This is a genomic window from Antrihabitans stalagmiti (genome assembly GCF_016482825.1).
GTDB lineage: Bacteria > Actinomycetota > Actinomycetes > Mycobacteriales > Mycobacteriaceae > Antrihabitans > Antrihabitans stalagmiti.
The window spans coordinates 564,395-580,002 of sequence record NZ_JAEMNV010000004.1 but is presented as its reverse complement, the minus strand read 5'-3'; the positions used below and the strand labels follow the sequence as shown (position 1 = coordinate 580,002).

Annotated in this window: 17 protein-coding genes; 10 read left to right on the top strand and 7 right to left on the bottom strand. The window is 62.7% G+C overall.

The features are described from left to right. Genes JGU71_RS15675 through JGU71_RS15660 form a run of 4 tightly spaced genes read left to right on the top strand, consistent with a single transcriptional unit; the run spans position 1 to position 3,526 of the window. Complete coding sequence (locus JGU71_RS15675; protein WP_199705122.1) at positions 1-1,050, top strand: thiolase family protein; 1,050 nt, start codon at positions 1-3, stop codon at positions 1,048-1,050. Beyond that, positions 1,047-2,240 (top strand): thiolase family protein, encoded by a 1,194-nt coding sequence (locus JGU71_RS15670; RefSeq protein WP_199705121.1) that lies wholly within the window; start codon positions 1,047-1,049, stop codon positions 2,238-2,240. Before JGU71_RS15675 ends, JGU71_RS15670 begins: the two co-directional genes overlap by 4 nt. Continuing rightward, positions 2,237-3,109, top strand: a complete 873-nt coding sequence (locus tag JGU71_RS15665; RefSeq protein ID WP_199705120.1) for a TIGR03619 family F420-dependent LLM class oxidoreductase — start codon at positions 2,237-2,239, stop codon at positions 3,107-3,109. The genes JGU71_RS15670 and JGU71_RS15665 overlap by 4 nt, the downstream gene beginning before the upstream one ends. A gap of 3 nt (positions 3,110-3,112) precedes the next feature. Further along, positions 3,113-3,526 carry a nuclear transport factor 2 family protein gene (locus tag JGU71_RS15660; RefSeq protein ID WP_199705119.1) on the top strand — a complete coding sequence of 138 codons (414 nt, stop codon included), beginning with the start codon at positions 3,113-3,115 and terminating at the stop codon, positions 3,524-3,526. Between the two features lie 78 nt (positions 3,527-3,604). Here JGU71_RS15660 and JGU71_RS15655 read toward each other — a convergent pair whose 3' ends face one another. Then, positions 3,605-4,852: a cytochrome P450 gene (locus JGU71_RS15655; protein WP_199705118.1), complete on the bottom strand. Its 1,248-nt coding sequence runs from the start codon at positions 4,850-4,852 to the stop codon at positions 3,605-3,607. Positions 4,853-5,026: 174 nt separating this feature from the next. On the opposite strand from JGU71_RS15655, the gene JGU71_RS15650 reads away from it, so the two are divergent. Then, the gene (locus JGU71_RS15650; protein ID WP_199705117.1) at positions 5,027-6,190 is read left to right on the top strand and encodes a steroid 3-ketoacyl-CoA thiolase; all 1,164 of its coding nucleotides are present in this window, start codon (positions 5,027-5,029) and stop codon (positions 6,188-6,190) included. Between the two features lie 42 nt (positions 6,191-6,232). Here JGU71_RS15650 and JGU71_RS15645 read toward each other — a convergent pair whose 3' ends face one another. Beyond that, positions 6,233-6,475 carry a hypothetical protein gene (locus JGU71_RS15645; RefSeq protein WP_199705116.1) on the bottom strand — a complete coding sequence of 81 codons (243 nt, stop codon included), beginning with the start codon at positions 6,473-6,475 and terminating at the stop codon, positions 6,233-6,235. 612 nt (positions 6,476-7,087) lie between these two features. On the opposite strand from JGU71_RS15645, the gene JGU71_RS15640 reads away from it, so the two are divergent. Then, positions 7,088-7,504, top strand: coding sequence for a helix-turn-helix domain-containing protein (locus JGU71_RS15640; protein ID WP_199705115.1), 417 nt, complete (start codon positions 7,088-7,090; stop codon positions 7,502-7,504). 12 nt (positions 7,505-7,516) lie between these two features. Here JGU71_RS15640 and JGU71_RS15635 read toward each other — a convergent pair whose 3' ends face one another. The 5 genes from JGU71_RS15635 to JGU71_RS15615 form a co-directional block, all read right to left on the bottom strand. Then, on the bottom strand, positions 7,517-8,509 hold the full coding sequence (locus tag JGU71_RS15635; protein ID WP_199705114.1) for a hypothetical protein: 993 nt from the start codon (positions 8,507-8,509) through the stop codon (positions 7,517-7,519). Then, the gene (locus JGU71_RS15630; protein ID WP_199705113.1) at positions 8,506-9,018 is read right to left on the bottom strand and encodes an ImmA/IrrE family metallo-endopeptidase; all 513 of its coding nucleotides are present in this window, start codon (positions 9,016-9,018) and stop codon (positions 8,506-8,508) included. The genes JGU71_RS15635 and JGU71_RS15630 overlap by 4 nt, the downstream gene beginning before the upstream one ends. Next, positions 9,018-10,172, bottom strand: a complete 1,155-nt coding sequence (locus tag JGU71_RS15625; RefSeq protein WP_199705112.1) for a hypothetical protein — start codon at positions 10,170-10,172, stop codon at positions 9,018-9,020. Before JGU71_RS15625 ends, JGU71_RS15630 begins: the two co-directional genes overlap by 1 nt. 161 nt (positions 10,173-10,333) lie before the next feature. After that, positions 10,334-11,242, bottom strand: a complete 909-nt coding sequence (locus JGU71_RS15620) for an SDR family oxidoreductase (protein ID WP_199705111.1) — start codon at positions 11,240-11,242, stop codon at positions 10,334-10,336. Beyond that, positions 11,243-12,061 (bottom strand): SDR family oxidoreductase, encoded by an 819-nt coding sequence (locus JGU71_RS15615; protein WP_199705327.1) that lies wholly within the window; start codon positions 12,059-12,061, stop codon positions 11,243-11,245. A gap of 60 nt (positions 12,062-12,121) precedes the next feature. On the opposite strand from JGU71_RS15615, the gene JGU71_RS15610 reads away from it, so the two are divergent. Genes JGU71_RS15610 through JGU71_RS15595 form a run of 4 tightly spaced genes read left to right on the top strand, consistent with a single transcriptional unit; the run spans position 12,122 to position 15,601 of the window. Beyond that, positions 12,122-12,895, top strand: coding sequence for an enoyl-CoA hydratase family protein (locus JGU71_RS15610; protein WP_199705110.1), 774 nt, complete (start codon positions 12,122-12,124; stop codon positions 12,893-12,895). Beyond that, positions 12,895-13,794, top strand: coding sequence for a cholesterol ring-cleaving hydrolase subunit IpdA (gene ipdA / locus JGU71_RS15605; RefSeq protein ID WP_199705109.1), 900 nt, complete (start codon positions 12,895-12,897; stop codon positions 13,792-13,794). Before JGU71_RS15610 ends, ipdA begins: the two co-directional genes overlap by 1 nt. Beyond that, positions 13,791-14,543, top strand: coding sequence for a CoA-transferase subunit beta (locus JGU71_RS15600; RefSeq protein WP_199705108.1), 753 nt, complete (start codon positions 13,791-13,793; stop codon positions 14,541-14,543). The genes ipdA and JGU71_RS15600 overlap by 4 nt, the downstream gene beginning before the upstream one ends. Beyond that, a complete protein-coding gene (locus JGU71_RS15595; RefSeq protein ID WP_199705107.1) occupies positions 14,540-15,601 on the top strand; it encodes an NAD(P)H-dependent flavin oxidoreductase in 1,062 nt (353 codons plus the stop codon). The genes JGU71_RS15600 and JGU71_RS15595 overlap by 4 nt, the downstream gene beginning before the upstream one ends. The last annotated feature ends 7 nt before the right edge of the window (positions 15,602-15,608 follow it).

The following is a 15,608-nucleotide window of genomic DNA, read 5'->3' as shown; positions in this document are numbered from 1 at the left end:
ATGACCGACGTTGCGATAGTCGGCTTCGCGCACGCTCCCCATGTTCGCGAGACGGATGGCACGACCAACGGCGTCGAAATGCTGGTCCCCTGCTTCCAACAGCTCTACCGCGAACTGGGAATCACCAAGGCAGACATCGGCTTCTGGTGCTCGGGGTCGTCCGACTACCTGGCAGGCCGAGCCTTCTCGTTCATTTCCGCGATCGACGCCGTCGGCGCTGTGCCACCGATCAACGAATCACACGTGGAGATGGACGCCGCCTGGGCGCTGTACGAGGCCTGGATCAAGATCAAGACAGGCGAGGTGGACACCGCGCTGGTCTACGGCTTCGGCAAGTCCTCCGCCGGTCCGCTCCGCAAAGTCCTTGCCATGCAGCTCGATCCGTACACGGTCGGACCACTGTGGCCCGACTCGATAGCCCTTGCCGGCTTGCAAGCGCGCGCGGGCATCGACGCCGGCAAGTGGACGGAACGGTCGATGGCCGAAGTCGCGTTCGGGAGTTCTCGAGCAGCACAGGGCATCCGAAGAGGACCCGTCGACATCGACGCACTCCTCTCGGGACCCTATGTGGCAGATCCACTCCGCAGACACGACTGCGCACCGATCACCGACGGCGCCGCCGCGATCGTCCTCGCAGCCGGTGACAGAGCACGGGAACTGTGTGCACGGCCGGCCTGGATCAGCGGGATCGAGCACCGCATCGACTCCCCGAACATCGGTGCGCGTGACCTGACGATCGCACCGTCCGCGGCAGCCGCCGCAGCCGCCGCATCGGGTAGTGACACCAGCTACGACATCGCGGAGATCTACGCACCGTTCACCCACCAGCAGTTGATCCTCACCGAAGCGTTCGGACTTGGCGACCGCACGATCGTCAACCCTTCGGGCGGCCCGCTCGCAGCCAACCCGATGTTCGCCGCGGGGCTCGAGCGCATCGGATTCGCAGCGCAGCAGATCATTTCGGGCACCGCGGGACGAGCCCTCGCGCACGCAACCAGCGGTCCGCTGCTGCAGCACAACCTCGTCGCAGTTCTGGAGGCCGGAGAATGACCAAAGCGCTTGCGGCTGTGCTCGGCACCGGCCAGACCCACTACGTCGCCAAACGGCACGACGTCACGATGTCAGGGATGTGCCGCGAGGCTATCGATCGCGCTATGTCGGACGCCGACGTCACGTGGGACGACATCGATGCAGTGGTGGTCGGCAAGGCACCCGACCTCTTCGAAGGCGTCATGATGCCCGAACTCTTCATGGCCGATGCCTTGGGTGCCACCGGCAAACCGCTGATCCGCGTGCACACGGCCGGTTCGGTCGGCGGATCGACCGGAGTGGTTGCGGCGAGCCTCGTTCAGGCCGGTGTGCACAAGCGGGTTCTCGCCGTCGCGTGGGAGAAGCAGTCCGAGTCGAATGCCATGTGGGCGTTGTCGATTCCCGTGCCCTTCAACATGCCAGTCGGCGCGGGTGCAGGCGGGTACTTCGCGCCACACGTCCGCAGCTACATCCGCCGCTCCGGTGCACCCGACCACGTCGGTGCGATGGTCGCCGTGAAGGACCGCCGCAACGGCAGCGTCAATCCCTATGCGCACCTGAAGCAGCCGGAGATCACGCTCGAATCCGTTCAGTCGTCACAGATGCTGTGGGACCCGATCCGCTACGACGAGACCTGCCCGTCTTCCGATGGCGCCTGTGCCTTGGTGATCGGCGACGAGGAGTCTGCGCGTCGAGTCGAGGACGGAGGTCGGAAGGTGGCCTGGGTACACGCGACGGCTATGCGAACCGAACCGACGACTTTTGCAGGCCGCGATCAAGTGAACCCGCAGGCGGGTAAAGACGCGGCAGCCGCATTGTGGAGTGCCGCAGGCATTACCGACCCACTCGCCGAAATCGATGTCGCGGAAATCTACGTCCCCTTCTCCTGGTTCGAACCGATGTGGTTGGAGAACCTCGGATTCGTACCTGAAGGCCAAGGTTGGAAGCTGACGGCCGCTGGCGAAACCGAGCGCGGCGGCAGGTTGCCCGTCAACCCCTCCGGCGGCGTGCTGTCGTCCAATCCGATTGGAGCGTCCGGGCTGATTCGCTTCGCGGAAGCAGCCATGCAGGTTATGGGTCGCGCAGGCGATCACCAGGTGGCCGATGCCAAGAAAGCGTTCGGCCACGCGTACGGCGGTGGTTCGCAATACTTCTCGATGTGGGTGGTCGGCTCCGAGCGCCCCGAAACGAACGGAAGCCGGTCCGCATGAAGTTCACACTCGGCATCGCGATGAGTCCGCTCGATCAACTCACGGAGCTTGCCAAGACCGCCGAAGAATGCGGCTTCGCATCCATCGCTCTGCCCGACTCGTTGTTCTACATGGAAACGGCGGCGGAGAAATACCCGTACACCCCCGACGGTTCACGGATGTGGAACGCCGACACACCGTGGGTCGATCCATTGATCGGCGCGACCGCAATGGCAGCCGTGACCACGACATTGCGGTTCTACAGCAATGTGCTCAAGCTCGGCTCCAGAAATCCGCTGCTGCTTGCGCGGCAACTCGGCTCGGTAGCAGCGATGACGGGAAATCGGTTCGGGTTCGGCGTCGGAATAGGCTGGGCACCCGAGGAATTCGAGTGGTGCGGTGCGCCGTACGCCAAGCGCGGCGCCCGTGTCGACGAAATGATCGAGGTGATCAAACTCGTTCTCGGCGGTGGAATGGTGGAATACCACGGTGAGTTCTTCGATTTCGACAAACTGCAGATGAGTCCTACACCGACACAGCCTGTTCCGTTCTACGTCGGCGGCCACACCGGACCCGCGCTTCGCAGGGCAGCAAAGGTCGGCGACGGCTGGTGTTCGGCGATGATGACCTTCGACGACCTCGTTTCGACGAAAGCCGAATTGGACAGACTGCGTTCGGAATACGGTCGCGCCGACGAACCTTTCGAAATTCAGGCGGTGTGCATCGACAGGTTCGATACCGCGGGCTACGAGGAGATGGACGCAGCGGGAATCACCGATGCGATAGTCGTGCCGTGGCTGTTCGACGGCGTTGCCTTCGACGGACCGTTGGAAGCAAAGCAGGAATCGTTGCGAAAGTTTGCCGCTGTCAACATCTCCGGGCAGGCATGATCGATGACCGTTGAGCAACATCCGGCGCGCGCAGCAGGACTCGCATCGCAGGCAGCCGTTCGCGCGAAGGACAAAGAGAGTTGGCTCGATCTGTTCGCCGCGGATGGCTCTGTCGAAGATCCGGTCGGGCGTTCAGGTTTCGACCCCGCCGGTACGGGCCATCACGGCCGTGCGGCCATAGGAAAGTTCTGGGACATGAGCATCGGTACCACCGAGTCCATCGAGTTCCTGTTCGACGATTCGTTCGCATGCGGTAGCGAGGCCGTTTTCACCGGGACGATCAGGTCGGTGGTGGGCGGCATGGTGATCGACGCCGAAGGGGTCTTCACCTATCGCGTCGACGACAGTGGCAAAATCCTTGCACTGCGGGCCTTCTGGGAGATCGAGCGCGCAATGCGCACGGCGCGCAAAGTCTGATTCCTCGCACAATCTCGACCAAGATATCGATAAGGCCCCTGCTCCTCGAGCAGGGGCCTTATCGATGCGAAAGACCTGTCAGTGCACGACAGGGCACTTCGTCTGGTAGTCGACCTGAAACTCCTTGATTCCGTTCAGCCATCCCGAGCGCAGTCGTCGCTCGTCGCCGACCTTGGTGATGTCAGGCAGAACATCGGCAATTGCGTTGAAGATGAGATCGATCTCGAGGCGAGCGAGGTTGGCGCCGAGGCAGAAGTGCGCGCCCGTTCCGCCGAAGCTGACGTGGGGATTCGGATCTCGCGTGATGTCGAACTTCGTCGCGTTCTCGAACACGTCCTCGTCGAAGTTCGCCGAACTGTAGAGCATGACGACGCGTTGGCCCTTCTTGATGGCGACGCCGCCGAGTTCGGTGTCTTCGAGCGCAGTTCTCTGAAACGACGTCACCGGCGTTGCCCATCGGATGATCTCGTCCGCGGCAGTCGCAGGGCGCTCTCGTTTGTAGAGCTCCCACTGATCCGGATTGTCGATGAAGGCTGCCATGCCGTGTGTGATGGCGTTGCGCGTCGTCTCGTTGCCTGCAACCGCAAGCAGAATCACGAAGAAGCCGAACTCCTCGGGGCTGAGCTCGTCGCCGTCGACGTCTGCTTCGATCAACCGCGTCACGATGTCGTCAGCTGGGCACTTCTTACGTTCGGCAGCGAGGTTGTAGGCGTAGCCAAGGATCTCCATGGACGCCAAACGCGGGTCCGCGTCGACTTCGGGATCGTCGTACGACGTCATCTGGTTCGACCAATCGAACATCTTCATACGGTCCTCTTGCGGAACACCGATGAGTTCGGCAATCGCCTGCAGCGGCAACTCGCACGCCACCTGCGTCACGAAGTCGCCTGCGCCGGCCGCGGCCGCCGTCTCGACGATCGTTTTTGCTCTGGCCGTGAGTTCGTCACGCAGACTGTTGATCGCTCGCGGGGTGAAGCCGCGGGACACAAGCTTGCGAAGCTTCGTGTGTTCGGGCGCATCCTTGTTGATCAGGATGAACCGCTGCTGGTCGATGTTCTCGCGCGGTATGTCGTCCGAGAAGCGCGGTATTGCGGTGTTCTCGTGCGTCGAGAAGACGTCGCTGCGGCGCGAAACTTCCTTGACCTCCGCGTGCTTGCTCACGACCCAGAAGCCGCCGTCGTTGAATCCGCCGACGTCCGGCCGCTGGGCATTCCACCAGATGGGCGCTGCCCTGCGAAGCTCTGCATATTCCTCGAACGGAACTCGATCCTTGTAGACGTCAGGGTCCGTGAAATCGAATCCCGGGGGAAGGTTCGGCTCTGCCACGAGTATCTCCTCAAGGATGCTGTGCACATCGTCCATGATGTGGAACACGTTCTACATGCATTCAAGCACAGGTGTCAGGAGTTGTGAAGAAATGGCAGGTAGCGCCTTGCATTCAAGGGAGAACGTGTTCTACTTTTTGAAGTGACCAACGCTTGGTCGGGGAAGGAGCCACCCATGGGTAGCCCAGTGATCGTCGAGGCAGTACGCACACCGATCGGCAAACGCCGAGGCTGGTTGGCCGGCTTGCATGCCGCCGAAATTCTCGGAGCGGTGCAGCGCGGAATCATCGACCGCGCGGGCATCGACCCGACGCTCGTGCAGCAGGTCATCGGCGGTTGCGTCACTCAGGCAGGCGAGCAATCCAACAACATCACCCGCACGGCCTGGCTGCACAACGGTCTTCCGTGGCAAGCAGGTGCGACAACGATCGACTGCCAGTGCGGCTCGGCCCAGCAGGCGAACCATCTGATCGCGGGACTGATTGCGATGGACGCGATCGACGTCGGGATCGCCTGCGGTGTCGAGGCAATGAGCCGCGTCCCACTCGGGGCCAACGTCGGCGAAAACGCGGGTCCACGGCGGCCGGATTCGTGGGATATCGACCTGCCGAACCAGTTCGAAGCCGCTGAACGGATTGCCCGTCGACGCGGAATATCGCGCGCGGATGTCGACGCCCTCGGCGTCTCCTCACAGCAGCGTGCAAAACAAGCGTGGCTCGAAGGCCGGTTCGATCGCGAGGTGCTGCCCGTGACCGCGCCTGTGCTCGACAAGGACGGAAACCCGACCGGCGAGACAACCGTGGTCGACCGTGATCAAGGTTTGCGCGACACCACCCTCGAATCCCTCGCCCGCCTGAAGCCAGTATTGGAAGACGGCGTGCATACCGCGGGTACGTCCTCACAGATCTCGGATGGCGCCGCGGCAGTGATGCTGATGGACGAAGCGAAAGCACGTGCCCTCGGACTCACCCCCCGCGCGCGGATCATCTCGCAGTGCCTGGTCGGTGCTGAGACCGAGTTCCATCTCGACGGCCCGGTTCAGGCGACGCAACGACTCCTCGAACTGAGCGGTATGAAGATCGGCGATCTCGACCTGTTCGAGGTGAACGAAGCGTTCGCCTCCGTCGCCCTTTCCTGGGCGGCAGTGCACCGACCCGATCCGGATCTGGTCAATGTCAACGGTGGCGCACTCGCGCTCGGCCATCCCGTCGGCAGCACTGGGGCACGACTCATCACGACGGCTCTACACGAATTGGAGCGCCGTGACGGCTCGACGGCATTGATCACGATGTGTGCTGGCGGTGCGCTGTCGACCGGAACCATCATCGAGAGAATCTGATCGGGCCTACTCGTTGCCGAACCTCCTCGGACAGAAGCCAACTCAGTTTCGGCGTGTCAGGTCGTTGATGATCGCTGCAACTTGACGCATCAATGTAATCTGATCGGATTCGTCGATGCTCGGGTGAGTCACTGTCAGGCATACCCAGCCGGGCGACGACGACAGCTCGACCGAGAATCGCGGTGCCAGGACGGGTGCGGTTTCCGATCGCGCAGCAGGAAACGTTTGCTCCCACCGATCGAGTTCGGCCGAGACGTGCGTAAGGATCGCCCGTTCGGTAGGCACCGTTTGTTCATAGTCCGGATTCGACCGCTCCCCACCCGCTCCAAGGACCCACTCGCTCTGCCGATAGTGCAACGAAAACCGCTCTATCACAACATCACTCCCCAGTCGCTCCCCACGCACTCCGCAAGCCACTCCCCCGAACGCACCATCGACACCTTCCACAGGCGCTTGCTTCGGTCATGCACAACCGAGGTCGGACGCTCGATCACACCAGGAGCTCCGTGCGCGAGATACCGCCCGCACCGTGCGTGCATTTGCAGCCACGAGCACAGATTCGCGCTTACACATGCGTAACTCCCGGTGTTCCTCGCCACAATCCAAGTTGGATGACCGACCAAGTAGACAACAATAGCTACCTTTCAGCAACCCAAGAGATCGCCCTACTGGGCGTCGCGACTGGGCGCTTTTCCAAACTGGACACGCGACCAGAACATCGCTGCAACTTTTGGCAAACTGGCGTTTCCACGTGGTCACGGGAGTACGCGCGCTCGGACGTTGGCCATAAAACGGACCCCAATCGTATGATTTCAGTTACTGAGCCGCTAATATCGAAACAGAGCTCTTTGCAAGTAACAGGTCAGATACCAACGAAGGGATGTGGGGCGGCTCATCATGGCTGATTTTTCTGCGCGGCTGAACAAGCTGTTCGAAACCGTGCACCCGCCTGGGCGCAAGCCCCACACCAACGCCGAGGTAGCAGCTGCCTTGACGGAGAGCGGGCATCCGATATCCAAGCCCTACCTATCGCAGCTGCGATCCGGGCAGCGCACCAATCCGTCCGACGAGACGGTCGCCGCGCTTGCGAAGTTCTTCAAGGTAAAGTCCGACTACTTCTTCAACGACATCTACGCAGCCAAGATCGATCACGACCTCGAGCTCCTGTCACAGCTGCAGGGCTACGGGTTGCGACGGCTGTCCAGTCGCGCATTCGACCTGTCGGAAGAATCGCAGAACCTGCTGACGTCGATGGCGGAGAAGCTGCGCGCAAGCGAGGGACTGCCCGAGGTCCCACCCGACGGCACCGAATAACACCTCGTCAGCTCAGCTTCCGGATTCCTTCGCGTACGCGACCGCTATGTCGCCTACCCAACGCCGAGTCGAGACCCCGCCCGGCGGCGAAATCCAGCGAGTATCGAGTGGATCCGACTGCAGCGGATCGATCACCCAGCGCGCAACCGAACGAGCACGTTCGGGGCCCTCGATCGGCGTCGAACCTCCGTCGACGAATGCACCGCTACCCGCCTGCAGAAACAGCGCATCCATGATCTGAGCTACCTGGTCCGACGCACGTAGAACAGTCGTCGTGTGCTCGGCATCGTCCTGGGTGACCTCAGGGAACCGTTCGGTGAGAACTCGATGGAGGACCCGCACCCGACGTAACAACACACGAGCACGAATCCAGATCTCTACCAAAATGAAGATCGCACCGATGCTGATCAGCAGACTTGCGATCGACCAGGCCCAGGCGAATTCCTGGGTACGCGCGGTGACCGAATCGTCGAGAATCTCATGCCGCAACTGCCAGGCAGACAACGCCGCCACCAGGGCCGTTCCAGCAACGAAGATGGCGATACCGCGACCGAGCGGCGTCCAATCGAGAGCCCGCAGACCTGTGATGGCGATGACGACCGATCCGAATGTGACCGCACCCCAGCCGAATCGCGCCGACCACATGAGAACTGCGAGAACGACGGCAGTCCCGAGCGCGTAGATGATCATGGCCGAATGACGCAGGTTCTTACGCGACGTGATCGGCCAGGTCGCCGCCGCGACAACGGTCGTCGCCGTCGTGAACCCGACCCACATCGAGATGACAAGCAACACCGACAGTCGTTCACCGTCACGGACTCCACCGGGGGCGAGTCGATCGATACTCACAGCGACATCCGGTATCGCGACCGTCGAGGCAGCCGCCACACACGCGACGGCAACAACGATGGCGACGCGCACAGTGGTTGCCGGTCGAACCAGCACGCGTCCAACTCTCGCGCCGGCTGCGATCCACACTGCCAGCGCGGTCAACCAAAAGATCACCCGAGAGCCTCGTCGAATCTCAGGACCGAAACGCCTGTTCCTCGATTCCCGAAAACCCTCAGTCGGTTGAGCAGCATGCTCGCGAAGGTTTCTGCTTCCCACTCGGCGAGATCGTCGTCGCCGTCGTCGACCTGCTGATACGAGCGCTGACTGAGCATGTACGCAATCAAGTCGTCGCTCGCCTCGAGAGTCACCTCTCTGGCAGGAGCACCAGGATGCTTGAAAACGATGTGTCCCAGTTCGTGTGCGAGCGTCCGATTACGACTCGGCAGGCCTTTCGCAAGAACGATGACGTCACGGTCCGGGTAGGCGCGACGCTGACCGCAGACACCAGGACCTAGATCCGCAGCAGCTATTTCGATCGGTCGCTTGCGCTCGCGCGCAACTGCGTCCACCACCTGATCCAGCGTCACCGAGTCGGAATCTGCCGCCAGGTCACACACCGCATCGACGGCAGCCGCGACTCTGCGGTACGACCGAGTGCCGCCCCTCGTGGAGTTCGGAGTCATCAGCCGACGCCCGGACCGAACAATTCGGCACGCGCAGACGCGATACGAGCCTGCGCGAGGTTGGCGCCGTTATAGCTGATCACGGCCGCGCCGCCGCCTGCGAGAGCAAGCGCGAGCAGGCCGCCCAACACGCCGAGCGGGTTCGGCAACGGTGACGATGCATTGGTGTTGGCGACATCGGGCGGCGCACTCACGATCACCGGGATACTCGCCGCAGGCGGTGGCAGAACTACTGCGGGCGGCACTGCTGCGGGCGGCGCCACGATCTGCTCGGCAGGTGCGCTTGTCTCCGAAGACAGCGCGACAATGCCGGGTGCTCCCGATAGCGGCAATCCCGGAACGATGATCGGAGGTGCCGCGGGCACGGCAGGCACACCGAGTCGCGGATTAAGCCTCGTGCCGATTGTCGGCTGCGCCGGCGTTTCGACCGACGGAGTGACCACCGACGGGCTGGACCCCCACGACCTTCCCCGACCACCCGAGGACGGCGGCGAAGGATGGTGATGGCACGGCGGGTCGATCCACGGCAGCTCGACCTCAGGCAGCTCGACCTCGGGCAGGTCTACGTCGGGCAAGTCGACATCGGGTAGCTCGAAGCCGGGCGGATCCGGGTGGAAATGCTGCGTATTCAGGCTGTTCGGCGAGTTCTGAGTGTTGGGCGAGTTCAGGCTGTTCGGCGAGTTCGAGTTCGTGTTGGCATTCGGCGACGAACTCGGGCCGCCGTTTCCAGAGCGATGGCCCGAGCTGTTTCCGCTGTTCGACGGACCGCTGCTGGAAGGGCCATTGTTCGACGGACCGCGGTTGGACGGACCGTCGAAGTCCGGTACGCCACCACGATTTCCTGCGCCGCCACGATTGGGCTGACCGGAGTTGCCCGAGGGTCCGCTATTGGAAGGGCCTCTACTCGAGGGTCCACTGTTCGAGGGGCCACCACTGTTCGAGGGACCGTGATTCGACGGACCGTTGTTGCTCGGCCTGCTGCTGCCGCCCGAGTTCGGGCCACCTCTCGAGTTGCCCGAGGGTCCGTGGTTGGACGAATTTCCGCCGTTGTCGGAGTTCTTGGGCGCGGCGTCGGCGACGTTCGGAGCCATAAAAGCGAGGCCGACGGCTACGCCGACAGCGGCCGCGAGGCGGACAGCACGGTCGCGAATCACGGTCCCTCCCCTCTGTCTCGGACCAGCCCGGCGAATCGTACTCGAGCCTTCGCAAGAATAGCCGCCGAGTAACCCCACGACATAACTCGCCGTCACGCACTGCGCGAATCCGCTCCCCGGCCTGTGCTTATGTCAACCCTATTCAACAAATTCGCTCTGCGCTACATCGAGCCGTATACCGGCACAGGAGGCTGGGCGCTCGAAATTAGTTTGCTTACGACATCGGCGAGTTCCGACGGATCCCAACGTTCGCCTTTGTCGATCGGGTCCCCGTGTCGCCAGCCATCCGCGATCGCGATCTTGCCGCCTTCCACCTCGAATACACGACCGCTCACCTGCGCCGATTCGCTGCTGCCCAACCACACAACGAGGGGAGAGATGTTTTCCGGCGCCATCGAATCGAAGCCGGCGTCGGGTTTCGCCATCGTGTCGGCGAAGGCAGACTCGGTCATACGGGTCCGGGCTGCTGGCGCTATTGCATTGACCGTCACGCCGTATCGCGCGAATTCTGCCGCTGCATTCAGGGTCAACGCGGCAATGCCGGCCTTCGCTGCTGCGTAATTGCCCTGACCTACGCTGCCCTGCAATCCGGCACCCGAACTTGTATTGATGATGCGCGCATCGACTGCCCTGCCCGCTTTGGATTCCGCTCGCCAATATTCGATCGCGTGCCGCATCGGTGCGAAATGCCCCTTCAAATGAACTCGCACAACGGCGTCCCACTCGTCCTCGCTCAGATTCGCGAGCATTCGGTCGCGCAGAAAGCCGGCGTTGTTGACCAATACGTCCAGTCGACCGAAATGCTCCAACGCGGTACCGACAAGGCGCTTCGCGCCTGCCCAGTCCGCGACGTCGTCGCCGTTGACGACGGCAGCACCACCTGCCGCCTCGATCTCAGCCACCACCGCCTGCGCTGGATCGTCCACCGATGCCGAGCCGTCAAGCCCTGCGCCGAGATCGTTGACGACCACTTTCGCGCCCGCCGCCGCGAATGCGAGGGCGTGCGCTCGCCCGATACCTCGGCCGGCGCCGGTGACGATGACGACGCGATCGGCACATATTCCGGTCACTCAGTTCTCCCTGTTCGTGTTGTCGGTAGTAGATGGCGCAACGGCGGCAGGTTCTCGACCCGCGGCCGCAGCAAGAAATGCCGGACGTTCGCCGCCGCCGTGGACTGTCAAGGTCGTCCCGCTGATGTAGGAGGCAAGTGGGGACGCGAGGAACACCGCGGCGTTGCCGACATCCTCTGGCCTCGCCATACGCAGCATTGGGATCGTGTTCGCGACCCGCCCGAGTCCGTCGGGACCGCCGTAGTGCAGATCGCTGAGTTCGGTCTCGACGAGACCGACGACGATCGAGTTGATCCGAACTTTCGGCGCCCATTCGACGGCGAGGCTTGCGGAGAGGTTGTCGAGTCCAGCCTTTGCAGCGCCGTAGGCAGCCGTGCCGGGCGACGGGCGACCCCCGCTGACGCTCGACACCATCACTATCGATCCGCCGTTCGGCTGCTTCTGCATGATCTCGTTGGCGGCCTGCGACACCAGCAATGGTGCAAGCAAATTCAGTTCGACGATCTTGGCGTGGAAGTTCGCGCTCGCCTCGGCCGCCGCGGCGAACGGTGATCCGCCCGCGTTGTTCACAACTGTGTCCAGGCTGCCGTACTCGGCGACGATGCGGGCCGTCAGGTCTCGGACGGCCGCGGCATCTCGGATGTCGCACGATTCGAAATGCACCGTGCGGCCACCGAATTCGACGGTGTGCTCGGGTGGTCGTCGAGCACAGGCGACTACAGAAGCGCCTGCTTCCAGAAACTTCCGGCTGATGCCTGCGCCGACGCCGCGGACGCCACCGGTCACCAGGACGACCGTGCCGTCGAGGGATACGTCGATACTCACCGTGCTAACCTACCAAGCAATCGCTTGGTTTGGCGACAACCTTAGGAACCACACATGCCAATCACTTCACAGACCGACGGATCAGGGGTTGCAGTAGTCACCATCGACTACCCGCCGGTCAACGCGTTTCCCACCAAGGGCTGGTTCGATCTGGCGGACGCCGTGCGCAACGCCGGCCGCGACCAGCGCAACCGTGTCGTCGTCGTCAGAGCGGAAAATCGCGGCTTCTGCGCTGGCGTCGATATCAAGGAGATCCAGCGCAATCCCGGCCATCAAAGCCTGATCGACGCCAATCGTGGCTGCGCGGAGGTGTTTTCAGCGGTATACGACTGCCAGGTCCCAGTGGTCACCGCGGTCAACGGCTTCTGCCTCGGCGGCGGCATCGGCATCGTAGGCAACTCCGACATCGTCGTCGCCTCCGACGACGCCACCTTCGGTTTGCCCGAGGTCGACCGTGGTGCGCTCGGCGCCGCAACACATCTCGCCCGTCTGGTGCCCCAGCACTTGATGCGCGCACTGTTCTTCACGGCGCGGACGATCACAGCACAGGAACTGCAGCACCACGGCTCGGTGTTCAAAGTTGTCCCGAGGAGCGAGTTGGACGATGCCGCTATGGAAGTCGCAGCAGACATCGCAGCCAAAGACGGCCGGGTCATCCGCGCTGCAAAGGAAGCCTTGAACGGCATCGATCTACAGAACGTGCACCGCAGCTACCGCTACGAACAGGGATTCACCTTCGAACTCAACCTCTCGGGTGCGGCCGACGAGATCCGTGAACGTTTCGAAGACGACCTCGCGCGACAGCGCGCTGCAGGAGGAACGCACTGATGCGAGACAAGCGAACGACGCTCGACGCAGTTGTCGGCGAACTCCGCAGCGGCATGACGATCGGAATCGGCGGCTGGGGCTCGCGCCGCAAGCCGATGGCATTCATCCGAGCGATCCTTCGATCGGACCTGACCGATCTGACCATCGTCACCTACGGCGGTCCCGACCTCGGCCTGCTCTGTTCGGCAGGCAAGGTCCGAAAGGCCTACTACGGCTTCGTATCCCTGGACTCTGCACCGTTCTACGATCCATGGTTCGCACAGGCCCGCACGACCGGCAGCATCGAAGTTCGCGAAATGGACGAAGGCATGCTGAAATGCGGACTCGAGGCAGCAGGCGCACGTCTACCGTTCCTGCCGATCCGTGCCGGACTCGGTTCCGACGTTCGCAACTTCTGGGGCGACGAATTACGCACCGTCACATCGCCTTACCTCGACGAATCGGGTCGGGCGGAAACTCTTGTCGCGATGCCTGCCTTGACGCTCGACGCAGCGCTGGTGCATCTGAACCTCGGCGACAAGCACGGCAACGCCGCCTACACCGGCGTCGATCCGTACTTCGACGACCTCTACTGCATGGCCGCAACGAAGCGGTACGTATCGGTCGAGCGCATAGTCGAGACCGAAGAGTTGATCGAAGCTGTTCCCCTGCAGGCACTTCTGTTGAACAGGATGATGGTCGACGGCGTCGTCGAGGCGCCGGGCGGAGCGCACTTCACACTCGCGGGCGAGAGCTACGGCCGAGACGAGAAGTTCCAGCGCCACTATGCCGAGGCCGCGAAAGATCCTGCTGCGTGGCAACAATTCGTCGACACGTACCTCGCCGGTAGCGAGGACGACTACCAAGCGGCCGTGCGGAAGTTCACGGACGCCGCAACGAACGGTGAGGGCAGGCAATGAGCGAGCAGATCACCCGAGCAGAGGTTTGCGCGATAGCCTGCGCCGAACTCTTCACCGGCGCAGGCGAAATCATGGCAAGTCCGATGGCGACCCTACCGAGTATCGGAGCTCGGCTCGCACGTCTGACGACCGAACCCGACCTCCTCATCTCCGACGGTGAGGCCCTGCTCCTCGCTGCTACCCCGGCGCTCGGTGCGAAGGCTCCGATCGAGGGTTGGCTCCCGTTTCGCAAGGTGTTCGACGTCGTCGCGTCCGGACGACGGCACGTCGTGATGGGCGCCAATCAGATCGACCGCTACGGCAACCAGAACCTGTCCGCCTTCGGACCGCTGCAGCACCCGACGCGACAGATGTTCGGCGTTCGAGGCGCGCCGGGAAACACGATCAATCATGCGACGAGCTACTGGGTACCGAAGCATTCGGCCCGTGTCTTCGTCGACAAGGTCGACGTCGTATCGGGCGTCGGCTACGACGCAATCGATCCCGACAACCCGGCGTACAAATACTTGAACGTCCACCGCGTCGTCAGCAATCTCGGTGTGTTCGACTTCGGCGGACCGAATCACGCGATGCGTGCGGTGACCCTCCACCCGGGTGTCAGCCCGGACGACGTCGTAGCGAACACAACCTTCGAGATCGTCGAACTCGCCGCCGCAGGAACCACCAGGTTGCCGAATGCCGATGAGTTGCAACTGATCCGCGAGGTGATCGATCCGCGCGGGTTCCGAAACAAGGAGGTCGCGGCGTGAGCACACTCGTGACACCGCTGACCGAGTTGGTCGGCATCGAACATCCGATCGTCCAGACCGGGATGGGTTGGGTAGCCGGACCACGACTGGTTGCGGCGACGGCAGAGGCGGGTGCACTCGGAATTCTGGCGTCTGCGACCATGACCTACCCGGAACTCGAAGCCGCTATCGCGAAGACCAAAACTCTGACCGATCGACCGTTCGGCGTCAACATCCGTGCCGACGCAAGCGACGCCCCGCAGCGAATCGAGCTACTTATCGAGCAGGGAGTACGAGTTGCGTCGTTCGCCCTTGCTCCGAAGGAAGCGTTGATCGCACGGCTCAAAGCAGCTGGCGTGGTGGTGATTCCGTCCATCGGTGCCGCCAAACATGCCAAGAAGGTCGCAGCGTGGGGTGCGGATGCGGTGATCGTGCAGGGCGGTGAGGGCGGCGGACACACGGGTCCGGTCGCGACGACCCTGCTGCTGCCGTCGGTTCTCGACGCGGTCGATATTCCGGTTGTCGCAGCCGGCGGTTTCTACGACGGACGAGGTTTGGCAGCGGCGTTGGCTTACGGCGCGGCAGGCGTCGCAATGGGGACACGCTTCCTGCTCACCCAGGAATCGACGGTGCCGGATTCGGTGAAGCAGGAGTATCTGCAGCGCGGGCTGCAAGACACGATCGTGTCGAAGAAGGTCGATGGTATGCCACATCGAGTGCTGCGAACCGACTTGGTCGACAAACTCGAAGATTCCTCCAGCACAAGAGGACTCGTCGCAGCTGTCGGAAATGCGGCGAAGTTCAAGAACATGACCGGCATGAAGTGGTCGACACTGGTCCGCGACGGACTCGCGATGCGCAAGGCCAAGGAACTCACGTGGTCTCAGGTTGTGATGGCCGCGAACACACCGATGCTGCTCCGCGCGGGGCTCGTCGAGGGGAACACCGCTGCGGGGGTGCTCGCGTCGGGACAGGTTGTCGGCATGCTCGACGACCTACCAACGTGTGCTGATCTGATCACCCGAATCGTCGACGACGCAGCCGACCGCATCCATGCGATTGCGACGCTGACTCGCTGAGCAGTGC

Bases quoted from the DNA above. Each gene is read 5' to 3' on its own strand.
- JGU71_RS15650 (WP_199705117.1), top strand. From the start codon at position 5,027: ATGGGTAGCCCAGTGATCGTCGAGGCAGTACGCACACCGATCGGCAAA.
- JGU71_RS15670 (WP_199705121.1), top strand. From the start codon at position 1,047: ATGACCAAAGCGCTTGCGGCTGTGCTCGGCACCGGCCAGACCCACTAC.
- ipdA (WP_199705109.1), top strand. From the start codon at position 12,895: ATGCGAGACAAGCGAACGACGCTCGACGCAGTTGTCGGCGAACTCCGC.
- JGU71_RS15640 (WP_199705115.1), top strand. From the start codon at position 7,088: ATGGCTGATTTTTCTGCGCGGCTGAACAAGCTGTTCGAAACCGTGCAC.
- JGU71_RS15665 (WP_199705120.1), top strand. From the start codon at position 2,237: ATGAAGTTCACACTCGGCATCGCGATGAGTCCGCTCGATCAACTCACG.
- JGU71_RS15660 (WP_199705119.1), top strand. From the start codon at position 3,113: ATGACCGTTGAGCAACATCCGGCGCGCGCAGCAGGACTCGCATCGCAG.
- JGU71_RS15630 (WP_199705113.1), bottom strand. From the start codon at position 9,018: ATGACTCCGAACTCCACGAGGGGCGGCACTCGGTCGTACCGCAGAGTC.
- JGU71_RS15675 (WP_199705122.1), top strand. From the start codon at position 1: ATGACCGACGTTGCGATAGTCGGCTTCGCGCACGCTCCCCATGTTCGC.
- JGU71_RS15600 (WP_199705108.1), top strand. From the start codon at position 13,791: ATGAGCGAGCAGATCACCCGAGCAGAGGTTTGCGCGATAGCCTGCGCC.
- JGU71_RS15610 (WP_199705110.1), top strand. From the start codon at position 12,122: ATGCCAATCACTTCACAGACCGACGGATCAGGGGTTGCAGTAGTCACC.